Source organism: Staphylococcus sp. FSL K6-0223, assembly GCF_038008285.1.
The window spans coordinates 928,412-941,489 of record NZ_JBBOYX010000001.1; the positions used below are offsets into that span (position 1 = coordinate 928,412).

The 13,078-nt window shown below is 33.9% G+C and carries 12 protein-coding genes, 27 tRNA genes and 1 rRNA gene; 38 read left to right on the plus strand and 2 right to left on the minus strand.

Annotated elements, in window-relative coordinates; genetic code table 11:
• The first annotated feature begins 43 nt into the window (after window positions 1-43).
• The 28 genes from rrf (at window position 44) to MHI13_RS04695 (ending at window position 2,587) form a co-directional block, all read left to right on the plus strand.
• Window positions 44-158, plus strand: a 5S ribosomal RNA gene (gene rrf / locus MHI13_RS04560).
• 9 nt (window positions 159-167) lie between these two features.
• A tRNA-Val gene (locus tag MHI13_RS04565) sits at window positions 168-243 on the plus strand.
• Window positions 244-255: 12 nt separating this feature from the next.
• A tRNA-Thr gene (locus MHI13_RS04570) sits at window positions 256-331 on the plus strand.
• A gap of 5 nt (window positions 332-336) precedes the next feature.
• Window positions 337-409, plus strand: a tRNA-Lys gene (locus MHI13_RS04575).
• A 9-nt stretch (window positions 410-418) separates the two neighbouring features.
• A tRNA-Leu gene (locus MHI13_RS04580) sits at window positions 419-500 on the plus strand.
• Window positions 501-503: 3 nt separating this feature from the next.
• Window positions 504-578: transfer RNA gene (locus MHI13_RS04585), tRNA-Gly, on the plus strand.
• Window positions 579-585: 7 nt separating this feature from the next.
• A tRNA-Leu gene (locus MHI13_RS04590) sits at window positions 586-671 on the plus strand.
• A gap of 10 nt (window positions 672-681) precedes the next feature.
• Window positions 682-755, plus strand: a tRNA-Arg gene (locus tag MHI13_RS04595).
• A gap of 8 nt (window positions 756-763) precedes the next feature.
• A tRNA-Pro gene (locus MHI13_RS04600) sits at window positions 764-837 on the plus strand.
• Window positions 838-859: 22 nt separating this feature from the next.
• A tRNA-Ala gene (locus MHI13_RS04605) sits at window positions 860-935 on the plus strand.
• A 26-nt stretch (window positions 936-961) separates the two neighbouring features.
• Window positions 962-1,035 (plus strand) — tRNA-Met (locus MHI13_RS04610).
• A gap of 28 nt (window positions 1,036-1,063) precedes the next feature.
• Window positions 1,064-1,137 (plus strand) — tRNA-Ile (locus tag MHI13_RS04615).
• Window positions 1,138-1,146: 9 nt separating this feature from the next.
• A tRNA-Ser gene (locus tag MHI13_RS04620) sits at window positions 1,147-1,236 on the plus strand.
• A 5-nt stretch (window positions 1,237-1,241) separates the two neighbouring features.
• A tRNA-Asp gene (locus MHI13_RS04625) sits at window positions 1,242-1,317 on the plus strand.
• A 35-nt stretch (window positions 1,318-1,352) separates the two neighbouring features.
• Window positions 1,353-1,445, plus strand: a tRNA-Ser gene (locus MHI13_RS04630).
• 10 nt (window positions 1,446-1,455) lie between these two features.
• A tRNA-Met gene (locus MHI13_RS04635) sits at window positions 1,456-1,529 on the plus strand.
• A gap of 8 nt (window positions 1,530-1,537) precedes the next feature.
• A tRNA-Asp gene (locus MHI13_RS04640) sits at window positions 1,538-1,613 on the plus strand.
• 21 nt (window positions 1,614-1,634) lie between these two features.
• Window positions 1,635-1,707: transfer RNA gene (locus MHI13_RS04645), tRNA-Phe, on the plus strand.
• Window positions 1,708-1,713: 6 nt separating this feature from the next.
• A tRNA-Thr gene (locus MHI13_RS04650) sits at window positions 1,714-1,789 on the plus strand.
• A gap of 7 nt (window positions 1,790-1,796) precedes the next feature.
• Window positions 1,797-1,880: transfer RNA gene (locus tag MHI13_RS04655), tRNA-Tyr, on the plus strand.
• An 8-nt stretch (window positions 1,881-1,888) separates the two neighbouring features.
• Window positions 1,889-1,962, plus strand: a tRNA-Trp gene (locus tag MHI13_RS04660).
• Between the two features lie 2 nt (window positions 1,963-1,964).
• A tRNA-His gene (locus MHI13_RS04665) sits at window positions 1,965-2,037 on the plus strand.
• A gap of 12 nt (window positions 2,038-2,049) precedes the next feature.
• Window positions 2,050-2,121 (plus strand) — tRNA-Gln (locus MHI13_RS04670).
• 7 nt (window positions 2,122-2,128) lie between these two features.
• Window positions 2,129-2,202 (plus strand) — tRNA-Cys (locus MHI13_RS04675).
• Between the two features lie 8 nt (window positions 2,203-2,210).
• Window positions 2,211-2,284: transfer RNA gene (locus MHI13_RS04680), tRNA-Gly, on the plus strand.
• Between the two features lie 14 nt (window positions 2,285-2,298).
• Window positions 2,299-2,373, plus strand: a tRNA-Gly gene (locus MHI13_RS04685).
• A 14-nt stretch (window positions 2,374-2,387) separates the two neighbouring features.
• Window positions 2,388-2,462 (plus strand) — tRNA-Gly (locus tag MHI13_RS04690).
• A 41-nt stretch (window positions 2,463-2,503) separates the two neighbouring features.
• Window positions 2,504-2,587, plus strand: a tRNA-Leu gene (locus tag MHI13_RS04695).
• Window positions 2,588-2,701: 114 nt separating this feature from the next.
• Here MHI13_RS04695 and MHI13_RS23450 read toward each other — a convergent pair.
• Window positions 2,702-2,800, minus strand: coding sequence for a hypothetical protein (locus MHI13_RS23450; protein WP_353626971.1), 99 nt, complete (start codon window positions 2,798-2,800; stop codon window positions 2,702-2,704).
• Here MHI13_RS23450 and MHI13_RS04700 point away from each other — a divergent pair.
• The 9 genes from MHI13_RS04700 (at window position 2,769) to fumC (ending at window position 10,915) form a co-directional block, all read left to right on the plus strand.
• Window positions 2,769-3,785, plus strand: coding sequence for a PTS transporter subunit IIC (locus tag MHI13_RS04700; RefSeq protein WP_353961513.1), 1,017 nt, complete (start codon window positions 2,769-2,771; stop codon window positions 3,783-3,785). The two genes, MHI13_RS23450 and MHI13_RS04700, sit on opposite strands and share 32 nt — an antisense overlap.
• Before the next feature lie 121 nt (window positions 3,786-3,906).
• Window positions 3,907-5,361, plus strand: coding sequence for an ABC transporter substrate-binding protein/permease (locus MHI13_RS04705; RefSeq protein WP_017176404.1), 1,455 nt, complete (start codon window positions 3,907-3,909; stop codon window positions 5,359-5,361).
• Window positions 5,354-6,076, plus strand: coding sequence for an amino acid ABC transporter ATP-binding protein (locus MHI13_RS04710; protein WP_019835687.1), 723 nt, complete (start codon window positions 5,354-5,356; stop codon window positions 6,074-6,076). Before MHI13_RS04705 ends, MHI13_RS04710 begins: the two co-directional genes overlap by 8 nt.
• 261 nt (window positions 6,077-6,337) lie before the next feature.
• The gene (gene queG / locus MHI13_RS04715; protein ID WP_019835688.1) at window positions 6,338-7,459 is read left to right on the plus strand and encodes a tRNA epoxyqueuosine(34) reductase QueG; all 1,122 of its coding nucleotides are present in this window, start codon (window positions 6,338-6,340) and stop codon (window positions 7,457-7,459) included.
• 2 nt (window positions 7,460-7,461) lie between these two features.
• Window positions 7,462-7,932, plus strand: a complete 471-nt coding sequence (trmL, locus tag MHI13_RS04720) for a tRNA (uridine(34)/cytosine(34)/5-carboxymethylaminomethyluridine(34)-2'-O)-methyltransferase TrmL (protein ID WP_017176401.1) — start codon at window positions 7,462-7,464, stop codon at window positions 7,930-7,932.
• Between the two features lie 159 nt (window positions 7,933-8,091).
• Entirely contained in the window at window positions 8,092-8,691 is a 600-nt protein-coding gene (locus MHI13_RS04725) for a 6-phosphogluconolactonase (protein WP_017176400.1), read from the plus strand.
• A 22-nt stretch (window positions 8,692-8,713) separates the two neighbouring features.
• Window positions 8,714-8,887, plus strand: a complete 174-nt coding sequence (locus MHI13_RS04730) for an SAS053 family DNA gyrase inhibitor (RefSeq protein WP_249339582.1) — start codon at window positions 8,714-8,716, stop codon at window positions 8,885-8,887.
• A gap of 110 nt (window positions 8,888-8,997) precedes the next feature.
• Window positions 8,998-9,390 (plus strand): hypothetical protein, encoded by a 393-nt coding sequence (locus MHI13_RS04735; RefSeq protein WP_017176398.1) that lies wholly within the window; start codon window positions 8,998-9,000, stop codon window positions 9,388-9,390.
• Window positions 9,391-9,529: 139 nt separating this feature from the next.
• Window positions 9,530-10,915, plus strand: coding sequence for a class II fumarate hydratase (gene fumC / locus MHI13_RS04740; protein WP_017176397.1), 1,386 nt, complete (start codon window positions 9,530-9,532; stop codon window positions 10,913-10,915).
• A gap of 78 nt (window positions 10,916-10,993) precedes the next feature.
• Here fumC and MHI13_RS04745 read toward each other — a convergent pair whose 3' ends face one another.
• Entirely contained in the window at window positions 10,994-11,818 is an 825-nt protein-coding gene (locus MHI13_RS04745; RefSeq protein WP_019835689.1) for an RluA family pseudouridine synthase, read from the minus strand.
• Window positions 11,819-11,955: 137 nt separating this feature from the next.
• On the opposite strand from MHI13_RS04745, the gene MHI13_RS04750 reads away from it, so the two are divergent.
• Entirely contained in the window at window positions 11,956-13,065 is a 1,110-nt protein-coding gene (locus MHI13_RS04750; protein ID WP_017176395.1) for a GAF domain-containing sensor histidine kinase, read from the plus strand.
• Window positions 13,066-13,078: the final 13 nt, after the last annotated feature.

The following is a 13,078-nucleotide window of genomic DNA, read 5'->3' on the forward strand; positions in this document are numbered from 1 at the left end:
TCTTTACTTACTATCTAGTTTTGAATGTATAATCATTCATTTGTCTGGTGACAATGGCAAGGAGGTCACACCTGTTCCCATGCCGAACACAGAAGTTAAGCTCCTTAGCGCCGATGGTAGTTGGACTGACGTTCCGCTAGAGTAGGACGTTGCCAGGCATATATATTGGAGAATTAGCTCAGCTGGGAGAGCATCTGCCTTACAAGCAGAGGGTCGGCGGTTCGATCCCGTCATTCTCCACCATTCAATTTAATAGCCGGCCTAGCTCAATTGGTAGAGCAACTGACTTGTAATCAGTAGGTTGGGGGTTCAAGTCCTCTGGCCGGCACCATCTAAGAGCCATTAGCTCAGTTGGTAGAGCATCTGACTTTTAATCAGAGGGTCAGAGGTTCGAATCCTCTATGGCTCACATGTATACGCGGGTGTGGCGGAATTGGCAGACGCACTAGACTTAGGATCTAGCGCCTTACGGCGTGGGGGTTCGACTCCCTTCACCCGCATATGCGGAAGTAGTTCAGTGGTAGAACACCACCTTGCCAAGGTGGGGGTCGCGGGTTCGAATCCCGTCTTCCGCTCCATTATTTTGCCGGGGTGGCGGAACTGGCAGACGCACAGGACTTAAAATCCTGCGGTGAGAGATCACCGTACCGGTTCGATTCCGGTCCTCGGCATTATTATTTTGCGCCCGTAGCTCAATTGGATAGAGCGTTTGACTACGGATCAAAAGGTTATGGGTTCGACTCCTATCGGGCGCGTTCTCTTACGGGAAGTAGCTCAGCTTGGTAGAGCACTTGGTTTGGGACCAAGGGGTCGCAGGTTCGAATCCTGTCTTCCCGATAGGAAATTTAAAATTTATTATGGGGGCTTAGCTCAGCTGGGAGAGCGCCTGCTTTGCACGCAGGAGGTCAGCGGTTCGATCCCGCTAGTCTCCACCATTTAAATCATTTACAAACTATATAACGGCGGTGTAGCTCAGCTGGCTAGAGCGTACGGTTCATACCCGTGAGGTCGGGGGTTCGATCCCCTCCACCGCCACTAATTATTAGTTGTAGAATTAAAATTTGGACCTTTAGCTCAGTTGGTTAGAGCTAACGGCTCATAACCGTTCGGTCGCAGGTTCGAGTCCTGCAAGGTCCATATAATTTTGGAGGAATACCCAAGTCCGGCTGAAGGGATCGGTCTTGAAAACCGACAGGAGCTTAACGGCTCGCGGGGGTTCGAATCCCTCTTCCTCCGTATTTGGTCTCGTAGTGTAGCGGTTAACACGCCTGCCTGTCACGCAGGAGATCGCGGGTTCGATTCCCGTCGAGACCGCCATCTAATAATTTAATAGCAATTTACCTATAAAATGTGGAGGAATACCCAAGTCCGGCTGAAGGGATCGGTCTTGAAAACCGACAGGGCCTTAACGGGCCGCGGGGGTTCGAATCCCTCTTCCTCCGCCATTTTTATTATCGCGGGATGGAGCAGTTCGGTAGCTCGTCGGGCTCATAACCCGAAGGTCGGTGGTTCAAATCCGCCTCCCGCAATTTATTTTGGTCTCGTAGTGTAGCGGTTAACACGCCTGCCTGTCACGCAGGAGATCGCGGGTTCGATTCCCGTCGAGACCGCCATTTAATCATTTTAATATATATGGTTCAGTAGCTCAGTTGGTAGAGCAATGGATTGAAGCTCCATGTGTCGGCAGTTCGACTCTGTCCTGAACCATTTCTTGCCGGCCTAGCTCAATTGGTAGAGCAACTGACTTGTAATCAGTAGGTTGGGGGTTCAAGTCCTCTGGCCGGCACCATCTTAACGGAGGGGTAGCGAAGTGGCTAAACGCGGCGGACTGTAAATCCGCTCCTTCGGGTTCGGCAGTTCGAATCTGCCCCCCTCCACCATCATAAATAGGGACATAGTTCAACGGTAGAATAGAGGTCTCCAAAACCTTTGATGTGGGTTCGATTCCTACTGTCCCTGCCATGGCGGTTGTGGCGAAGTGGTTAACGCATCGGATTGTGGTTCCGACACTCGTGGGTTCGATTCCCATCAACCGCCCTTTATTATTAATGGGCTATAGCCAAGCGGTAAGGCAACGGACTTTGACTCCGTCACGCGCTGGTTCGAATCCAGCTAGCCCAGTTTTTTTGGCGGCATAGCCAAGTGGTAAGGCAGAGGTCTGCAAAACCTTTATCACCGGTTCAAATCCGGTTGCCGCCTCCATGTGCTATGCGGGAGTAGTTCAATTTTAGAACACATTCCTTCCCGGAATGAGATATAGGTGTAAGTCCTATCTTCCGCTCCATAATTTGATACAATGCGGGAGTATTTCAACTTTTAGAATATGTTCCTTCCCGGAACAAGGTATAGGTGCAAGTCCTATCTTCCGCTCCATAATTTGATATAATGCGGGAGTATTTCAATTTTTAGAATATGTTCCTTCCCGGAACAAGATATAGGTGCAAGTCCTATCTTCCGCTCCATAATTGCTTCCATAGGGAAGTTTTTTATTTATATATATTAAGCCGGCGTGGCGGAATTGGCAGACGCGCGGGACTCAAAATCCCGTTCCTTTATTGGAGTGTCGGTTCGACCCCGACCGCCGGTATGTAATGGATTTAAAAGGATTAAGTAGAACACTCTACTTAATCCTTTTTTATTTGATATTTTTTTAACTACTTATTTTATATTGTATAAAATGAGATAATATAATATTATATAGCTAATATTTAAAAATGGAGGCTATTATGAGTAGAACTAGAATAAACTTAAAATATTTTTTTAGTAATATTCTTAATGCAGTTGGTGCAGGAGTAGTTATTGCATTACTTCCAAATGCACTTTTAGGAGAACTACTAAAATTATTTAAAGATCAACATCCAATATTAGAGCTTGTTTTTCAATTAGTGACAATTATTCAATCATTTATGGCATTTATTATTGGAATATTGGCAGCACATCAATTCAAATTTAGTGGTGCGGGTGCTAGTATGATAGGTATATCAGCAATGTTGGGCTCTGGAGCTATACAAATGAATGCCAAAGGTATTGCATTAAAAGGAATTGGCGATATTATAAACGTAATTTTAGTTATTATTATCGCATGTGCTTTATATTTATTATTACAAGGAAAATTTGGTTCTTTAGAAATGATTATTTTACCTGTATTTATTCCAGTAGTCAGCGGATTAATTGGATTAACGACTTTGCCATATATACAAATTATCACAAAAAGTTTAGGACATGTGATTAATTCATTTACTGAATTTAATCCTTTAATTATGTCTATCTTAATAAGTGTGACATTTTCACTACTAATGGTTACGCCAATTTCTCTAGTTGCTATTGCTACAGCTATTAGTTTAAATGGGTTAGGTAGTGGTGCTGCTAACATGGGAATTGTGGCTGCATGCGTTACTTTTTTCTTTGGTTCTTTACGTGTCAATTCAGTTGGTGTCAATTTAGTTTTGTTTATTGGCGCTGCGAAGATGATGATTCCTGTTTATTTAAAACATTTAATCATTGCAATACCATTAACCATTAATGGTATTATTTCCGGTTTGTTAACATACTTCATTGGAATAAAAGGAACACCATTATCAGCTGGATTTGGTTATACAGGATTAGTTGGTCCAATTAATGCGTTTAATAGAATGCCGGGTGATTCAACATTTAATATTCTTCTATTAGCATTAGGTTATTTTATTGTTCCATTCATTAGTGCTTTTATTATTCATGAATTATGCAAAAAGTTTATACCATCATATAATGATAATATTTATAGATTTGAAATCACTCACCAATAATATTATTTTAAAGGTATTTAAGCATCTATAGTAATGTAGATGCTTTTTTTATTCGAATTTTTTTATTGCATATTAATACTTTATTGTGTATAATAATTAAAAAGTTATAGGAGGTTGCTATATGAAATATATTTTTAAAACAATGATCATAGCAATCTTAATTAGTTTGACCTTTATAAATATAGAACCTATGGCTCACGCTGATCAAGATGCAAAATGGGAAAAAATTAAGGAAAGTGGGGAATTAAGAGTAGGATTATCAGCTGATTATGCACCATTTGAATTTGAAAAGACTGTAAAAGGTAAGAGTGAATACGCAGGTATAGATATCGATTTAGCTAAAAAAATTGCTAAAGATAATCACTTAAAATTAAAAATTGTGAATATGCAATTTGATAGTTTACTCGGTGCATTAAAAACGGGAAAAATTGATGTTATTATTTCTGGTATGACTTCAACACCAGAAAGAAAGAAAGAAGTTGATTTCTCAGATTCTTATACTAAAACGGGCAATGTAATGCTTATTAGAAAAAGCGATAAAAATAAATTTCATACATTAAAAGACTTTTCTAATAAAAAAGTTGCAGCACAAAAAGGGACTGAACAAGAAAAAATTGCGCAACAAGAAATAGAGAATGCAGACATTAGTTCATTAAATCGTCTACCAGATGCTATTCTTGCAGTTAAAAGTAATAAGGTAGAAGGGTTGGTAATAGAAAAACCTGTTGCTGAAGCATATGTAAAACAAAATAACAGCTTAATGATAGCTAATGTGAATTTTAATGAAGAAAAGAAAGATAATGTCATAGCTGTGCCAAAAAATTCACCTATTCTTTTAGCGAATGTCAATAAATCTATTAAGGAAGTCAATGACCAACATTTAATTAGCAAATACATGGACAAAGCTTCTAAAGATATGCAAGACGATAGTAGCTTTTTTGATAAGTATGGTGCATTTTTTATCAAAGGACTTAAAAATACAATTTTAATATCAATGATTGGTGTAGTATTAGGAGCAGTATTAGGAGCTTTAATTGCTTTAGCTAAATTGAGTAAGTTTAAATTGCTTTCATGGATTGCCTCTATTTACATAGAATTTTTAAGAGGAACACCGATGTTAGTTCAAGTATTTTTAGTTTTCTTTGGAACGACAGCTGTTCTAGGTTTAGACGTTTCAGCATTAGTATGTGGTACTATCGCACTAGTTATTAATTCTTCTGCTTATATTGCAGAAATATTTAGAGCTGGAATTAATGCTGTTGATAAAGGGCAAACAGAGGCAGCGCAATGTTTAGGATTAAATTATTCTAAAACAATGAGATATATCATTTTACCCCAAGCAATTAAAAATATTTTACCAGCGTTAGGTAATGAATTTGTAACACTAATTAAAGAATCATCTATTGTTTCTACTATAGGAGTAGGAGAAATTATGTTTAACGCTCAGGTTGTACAAGGTATTTCATTTGATCCTTTTACACCGTTAATTATCGCTGCGATAATGTACTTTGTTTTAACATTTACATTATCTAGAGGTATGAGTTTAATCGAAGGGAGAATGAAAGCCAGTGATTAAAGTTCAAAATTTAAATAAATCATTTAATAAAAATGAAGTACTCAAAGATATAAATTTAGAAATTAATAAAGGAGAAGTTGTAGCAATTATAGGACCATCAGGAAGTGGTAAAAGTACATTATTAAGATGTATGAATTTATTAGAAACACCATCAAATGGAAAAGTGATTTTTGAAGGAAAAGAATTAACACATAAAAATATAAATTTAAGTGAATTACGTCAAAAAATGGGAATGGTATTTCAAAATTTCAATTTATTTCCTCACAAAACAGTATTAGAAAATGTCATTTTAGCACCTAAGTTGTTAAAAAAAGTTGATTTAAAAAAACTAGAAATTGAAGGTAAAGCACTTCTAAAAAAAGTAGGACTTGAAGAGAAAGCTAACGCATATCCTTCTCAACTCTCTGGCGGACAAAAACAAAGGGTAGCAATAGCAAGAGCTTTAGCTATGCATCCTGATGTCATATTATTTGATGAGCCAACATCAGCACTTGATCCTGAAGTTGTTTATGAAGTACTTAAAGTTATGAAAGATTTAGCTAAAGAGGGTATGACAATGGTGGTTGTAACTCATGAAATGGGTTTTGCTAAAGATGTTGGTGATAAAGTAATATTTATGGCAGATGGATATGTCGTTGAAAGTGAAACACCTGATCAATTATTTAATCATCCCAAACATGAAAGAACTAAAAACTTTTTGGCGAAAGTATTATAGCATGTTGTATATGAAGACTGATAAAACATTTATAAGGTTTTATATCTAAAAAGTAATAAAAGTTAATTAAGAAAAGAAGATAGAATTTATTCTGAATTATAAATATAGACTTTCTTTATAACATTCTCAAAGTTAAAGAATCTGAGATACTTTAAAGTATATCTCAGATTCTTTTTTATTTATAAAAATATTTAATATCATAAAAAATTAAGATTATGTTAAAATGTTCTATGGACTTTTTTATAGGAGGCAAGAGTGTTGATGAACCATCAACTTAAACAGGAAATCATTGACTATGCGTATTCCATTGGTATAGATAGTATTGGTTTTACTACTGCTGATCCTTTCGATGAACTGAAACAAAAGTTAGTAGATTATCATGAAAAAGGTTATGCATCAGGTTTTGAAGAATCAGATATTGCGTTACGAACAGAACCTAAATTATCTTTACCCACAGCGCGTTCTATTATAGCTATTGCTGTTGGTTATCCAAATAAGCTAAAGGGAGCGCCAAAAAGTGTAAAAGGCGATAGAAGAGGAATGTTTGCGAGAGCCTCTTGGGGTCAAGATTATCATTCAATTATGAAAAAAAGATTAGACAAATTAAGTGAATTTATTCAATCTAAGGTTCCTGATGTCGAAATAAAAAGCATGGTTGACACTGGAGTACTTTCAGATCGCGCTGTAGCTGAAAGAGCAGGATTAGGATTCGTTGGTAGAAATGGATTTGTTATTAATCCAAAACTAGGAACTTGGACATATTTAGGAGAAATGTTAGTTAGTATTCCTTTTGAACCGGATGATCCTATATTAGACAGTTGTGGAGATTGTACAATTTGTGTAGATAGATGTCCAACGGGTGCTTTAGTAGGGAATGGTCAACTGAATTCTCAAAAATGTATCAGCTTTTTAACTCAAACTAAAGGATATTTAAAAGATGAGTATCGATATAAAATTGGTAATCGTCTTTATGGTTGTGATACTTGTCAACAAGTTTGTCCGAAAAATAGAGGCATTAATACAACTCACGAAGATATTATTTTAGAACCAGAAATATTAAAGCCACGTTTAGTTCCATTGTTACAAATGAGTAATAAAGAATTTAAAAATACTTATGGTCATTTGGCAGGAGCATGGAGAGGTAAGAAACCTATACAGCGGAATGCAATTATTGCACTTGCACATTTTGGTGAAGAAACGGCTATTCCTGAATTAAAGGAAGTGGCATTGAATGATCCAAGACCCATGATAAGAGGAACAGCATATTGGGCTATTGGCCAAATACTAGGCGATGATGCAAGAACATTTATTTATGAGCATTTTGATAATGAGATTGAAGAAGTTCAAGTTGAAATGAGAAAAGGACTAGAAATGAGGAAATAAAAATGACAAACCATATTGTGTTATTCCAACCAGAAATACCTGCAAACACTGGGAATATTGCACGTACATGCGCAGGTACCAATACACACTTGCATTTAATTAAACCATTAGGCTTTAGTACAGATGACAAGATGCTAAAACGAGCTGGATTAGATTATTGGGAACATGTTAATATCACTTATCATGAAAACATTGAATCATTTTTCGAAGTGACAAATGGTAAATATTATTTACTTACTAAATTTGGTAAACAAACTTATAGTGATTTTGATTTTTCAAATACTGAAGTAGAAAATTATTTTATCTTTGGTAGAGAAACTACAGGTTTACCAGATTGGGTAAAAGAGAAGTATGCAGATACTGCTTTAAGAATTCCTATGAGTGATCATATTCGTTCTTTAAATTTATCTAATACTGCTGCTTTATTGATTTATGAAGCATTACGACAACAAAACTTCCCAGGATTAAAGTAGAATTTAAAATTAATTACTATAATAGAATAAAAAATGTTATATTTATTAATGAATTATTATAAAAATTTTAAAATAGTTTGATATCCCCTTAAATAGGGTAATTTAGTAAATAAATGAATTATTTTAGTTGAACTTTACATTTAGAGGAGTGTAATTATTATGGCAATGAATTTTAAAGTATTCGAAGATAAACAACATGCAGCAGACTATGCTGGAGATATTATTAGAAAACAATTTAACAATAACCCAACTACCATTGCTGGTTTCCATTTAAACAAGGATTCTGCACCTGTATTAGATGAATTAAAAAAATCAGTTGATCGTAACGCTGTAGATTTTAGTCAAATTAATATTCTTGACTATGACGATAATCATTCGTTCTATGAAGCTTTAGGTGTACCTTCTGAGCAAGTATATTCTATTAGTCTTGATGATGATGCTGAATCATTAATCAATGATAGAATTAAAACAAAAGAAAATAAAGGAAAACTTACTTTACAAGTTGTTTCAATTGATAACTCTGGACATTTAGATGTTAATATTCGTCAAGGTTTGATGAAGGCACGCGAAATTATCTTAGTTGTAACTGGTGCTGAAAAAAGTGAAGTTATCAAACGATTATATGAAGAAAATGGTAAATCAAACTTTTTACCTGCTGATTTAAAAGTACATCGTATGGTAACAGTTGTTTTAGACAGAGCTGCTGCTGATGGATTACCAGAAGACGTTAAAGAATACTTCACAGCGAGATTTGCATAATATTTAATTTTATTGTGAGGTTATTTTTATGAGTAAAGATAGTAAACGTAATTATCATGAAGACGAAAATGCAATGGTTCAAAATATGGATGATTTAGAAGCATTAGGAAAAGAAATGGAACAGATTTCTGAAGAAAATGATGAAGATAAATATAATCAAACACATGATTCAGAAGCGCGTTCAGATTTAAATTAATATATTTTAGCATTTTAATTAATTGTTTCGATAGATTAATTAAAATGCTTTTTTTATGAAATACAACTTATGATACAATATATTTTAATGAAAATGAAGGAGATAAAAATATGTTACATAAGTATTGGCTACCTTTAACAATTATTACAATCATTGTTAGTTTAATTTCTATTAAAGGTTTTCCCATTGCTCTAGGAGCACTCTATCTACCAGTGTTATTTAAAGTGATTCAATTACAATTGAATTTATCAAAGGATTTAATAGATAATGCAACTGCTCATCCATTCATTAAGAGTAATCAAAAAGGAATTATGATTAGTGTTATATGTATATTAATTGTAACAGGAATCTTGGCATATACACTTAATGATTTTTATCGAAGTTTAGGTGGGGTTTTAGGTATGTTAGTAAAGATAAGTCCTGTTACGCTTGTCATAAGCGCTATTTTGTATATAATAAGTGCTATTTCAGTTGTAAAAGCAGTAAAATATAAATATGAATAAGATTTATTCTTAAACACGTGAAGTAATACAACTTCATGTGTTTTATTTTTTATAAATGAAACCGCTTTATATTCGAATTGCTACATTAATTTTATTAATGATATACTATTACTAAATCATAAATAAGGGGGATTATTGAATGTCTGTAAGAATTGAACATGATACGTTTGGTGAAATTGAAGTACCATCTGATAAATATTGGGGCGCACAAACTGAAAGAAGTAAGCGTAACTTTCCAGTAGGTAAAGAACATATGCCTATTGAGGTGATTTATGGTTTTGCTCAGTTAAAAAGAGGTGCCGCGCTTGCTAATCATGAATTAGGAAAATTAAGTGATACTAAGAAAGATGCTATCATTTATGCTTGTGATTTAATTTTAAAAGGAGAACTTGATGGTCATTTTCCTTTAGTTGTATGGCAAACGGGAAGCGGTACTCAAAGTAATATGAATGTGAATGAAGTCGTAAGTTATGTAGCTAATGAGTACTTAAAAGAACATAATAGCGATGAATCGATTCATCCCAATGATGATGTTAATAAATCTCAAAGTTCGAATGATACATTCCCTACAGCTATGCATGTTGCTTTATACCATGAAATTGAAACGAAATTAGAACCTGCTTTAAAACATTTACGAGACACATTTAAAGAAAAAGAAAACCAATATCAATCAATTATTAAAATTGGTAGAACTCACTTACAAGATGCTACTCCAATTCGATTAGGACAAGAAATTAGTGGATGGCGTTATATGCTAGATAAATGTGAACAATTATTAGCTGAATCTAAACAACATATTTTAAATTTAGCTATTGGTGGAACAGCAGTTGGAACAGGAATTAATGCACATCCAGAATTTGGAGATAAAGTAGCTAAATATATCTCAGAACATACAGGCTATGCATTTGTTTCATCTGAAAATAAATTTCATGCTTTAACCTCACATGATGAAGTGGTGCAACTTCATGGAACACTAAAAGCATTGGCAGCAGACTTAATGAAAATAGCAAATGATATAAGATGGCTTGCTTCAGGACCTAGAGCCGGACTTGCGGAAATCTCAATTCCAGAAAATGAACCAGGTTCATCAATTATGCCAGGTAAAGTTAATCCAACACAATGTGAAATGCTAACAATGGTTGCAGTACAAGTGATAGGAAATGATACGACAGTAGGTATAGCGAGTTCTCAAGGTAATTTTGAACTTAATGTATTTAAACCTGTGATTCTTCATAATACATTGCAATCTATTTACTTATTAGCTGATGGAATGGAAACATTTAACAAAAATTGTGCTATAGGTATTGAACCAATTGAAGAAAATATCAATCATTATTTAAATCAATCATTAATGCTTGTAACTGCACTAAATCCTCATATTGGATATGAAAAAGCAGCTCAAATAGCTAAAAAAGCTCATAATGAAGGTTTAACACTTAAAGAATCAGCAATTAATTCTGGCTACGTTACAGAAGAACAATTCGAGGAATGGATTAAACCAGAAGATATGGTCGATCCTCATTAAAATAACATTATCAATTGAAATGCTCCTTTTAAAGATAATGCTTTGATCTGCGTTATCTAAAAGGAGCATTTTAAAAATTTATTCATCATCTAAACTTACAGAAATCAATTCTTGAGTAAGTGGGTGAGTGAATTCAATCTTATAACTATTCAATTCTAATTGACGTAAGGTAGCATCTCCATATAATGGATCACCTATGACAGGATGACCAATTTCTGCTAAATGTACACGTATTTGATGGGTACGTCCTGTATCTAATTTTATTTCCAATTGACAAATGCCTTCTTTAATCATTTTTGATGTTAAGATATGAGTGATAGCTCGTTGTCCGGTATTAGAAATACGACGCTTATTGGGATGAAATTTATCTTTACCGATTGGCATATCAATTGTTTGTGGTTTTAGAGGTAGTAATGCTTTTACATTGGCACGATAAATACGTGTAATTTGATTCTCTTCAAGCATTCTATCTAGTATTTTTTTCATTAAAGGATTTTTAGCAACAATTAATAATCCCACAGTTTCTTGGTCTAGACGATGAATCGGTTCAACGTAGTCGCTATCCATAGTATAGATAACATGGTTCATTAGTGTATTGCTTTCTTTTAAATCATTTGGATGAGTTTTAACCCCTTTAGGTTTCATTACAATAGCTAAATCGTTATCTTCATATGCAATCTGTGCGTAACGATAACTTGGTAAATAATTACTTTTTTCTTCAGGGATAGGAATATAAACAACATCATTTGTGACAACTTTATCTGTCAATTTACTAGGTTGTTGATTAATCGTGATATCTTTAGACATATTTAATTGGTGTAAGTCTTTTTTTGGTAGTTTTAACTTTTGAAAAATTTCACGTAACGTATAATTATTGAAAGTTTCAGGTACATTGAATTTCATAATATCCTCCTATTATATTCTGTTTAATCATATCATAATTTACAATGATAATTATAATTGTTTTCATCAGTCTATTTTTAAATTTTAAAAATAAACGATATAATAATAAACGCAAAATAACAAAATGGGGCGAAAATATGGAAAAACCGACACGTTTAGCATTATTAAAAGAAATTGCAGAATATCTTAATGAAGAAACTGAATTATATAATATGATGAATAAAGTATTAGATTATTTAATCAATGGTAGCAGTTTTACAACAGGTTGGATTTTTTTAATCAATAAAAAAGGTGAACAAGAACTTGTAGCTAGCACTGATTTACCTCATTCATTAAAAAATAATAATTGTAAGTATTTAAATAATGGTACGTGTTGGTGTGTCAATGCTTATCATCATAAAAATTTAACAAAAGCATCTAATATTATAAATTGTTCAAGAATCAATTTAGCTAATCAAGAAAGTGAAAAAGATGATTATCTTATTACGCATCATGCGACAGTACCACTTAGATCAGGAGATGAACAGTATGGATTATTAAATGTCGCGACACCTCATACTGTAGTATATAGTCAAGACGATTTAGAGTTACTAGAATCAGTAGCTTTACAAATAGGTTCTGCAATTAAACGTATATACTTAACAGACCAAGAAAAAGAAGCAGCACGAATAAGTGAACGAAATCGACTAGCGCGTGATTTACATGATTCAGTTAACCAAATGCTTTTTTCATTAAAACTAACAGCTCATGCTGCACATGATATCACAGAGGATAAAACAGCTAAAAAAGCATTTAAGATGATTGAAGATACAAGTCAAAACGCAGTAAATGAAATGCGTGCGTTAATTTGGCAACTTAAGCCAATTGGTTTAGAACATGGGTTAGTGAATGCGATTCAACATTATGCGAATATGTTAGATTTAAAATTAAACATCGAAGTAAGAGGATTGATTAAATTATCCAATTTAGTTGAAGAAAATGTGTACCGAATGCTTCAAGAAGCTTTAAATAATACGAAGAAACATGCACAAACGAATCAAGTATCTATTAACATGCAACAAAATGAACATCAATTATATATTAAAATTTATGATGATGGAAAAGGATTTAATGTGAGTGATGACTTAAATCAAACGACGCATGGTCTAAAAAATATCAAGCAACGTATTCATAGTTTAGACGGAGAATTTAACATACAATCAGATAAACAAATGGGGACAACTATTTATCTTAATATTCCAATTTAAAGTAGGTGATAAA

What these genes read in the sequence shown, in the direction of transcription:
- MHI13_RS04705 (WP_017176404.1), top strand. Translation starts at nt 3,907, where the DNA reads ATGAAATATATTTTTAAAACAATGATCATAGCAATCTTAATTAGTTTG.
- MHI13_RS04725 (WP_017176400.1), top strand. Translation starts at nt 8,092, where the DNA reads ATGGCAATGAATTTTAAAGTATTCGAAGATAAACAACATGCAGCAGAC.
- trmL (WP_017176401.1), top strand. Translation starts at nt 7,462, where the DNA reads ATGACAAACCATATTGTGTTATTCCAACCAGAAATACCTGCAAACACT.
- fumC (WP_017176397.1), top strand. Translation starts at nt 9,530, where the DNA reads ATGTCTGTAAGAATTGAACATGATACGTTTGGTGAAATTGAAGTACCA.
- queG (WP_019835688.1), top strand. Translation starts at nt 6,338, where the DNA reads ATGAACCATCAACTTAAACAGGAAATCATTGACTATGCGTATTCCATT.
- MHI13_RS04735 (WP_017176398.1), top strand. Translation starts at nt 8,998, where the DNA reads ATGTTACATAAGTATTGGCTACCTTTAACAATTATTACAATCATTGTT.
- MHI13_RS04750 (WP_017176395.1), top strand. Translation starts at nt 11,956, where the DNA reads ATGGAAAAACCGACACGTTTAGCATTATTAAAAGAAATTGCAGAATAT.
- MHI13_RS04745 (WP_019835689.1), bottom strand. Translation starts at nt 11,818, where the DNA reads ATGAAATTCAATGTACCTGAAACTTTCAATAATTATACGTTACGTGAA.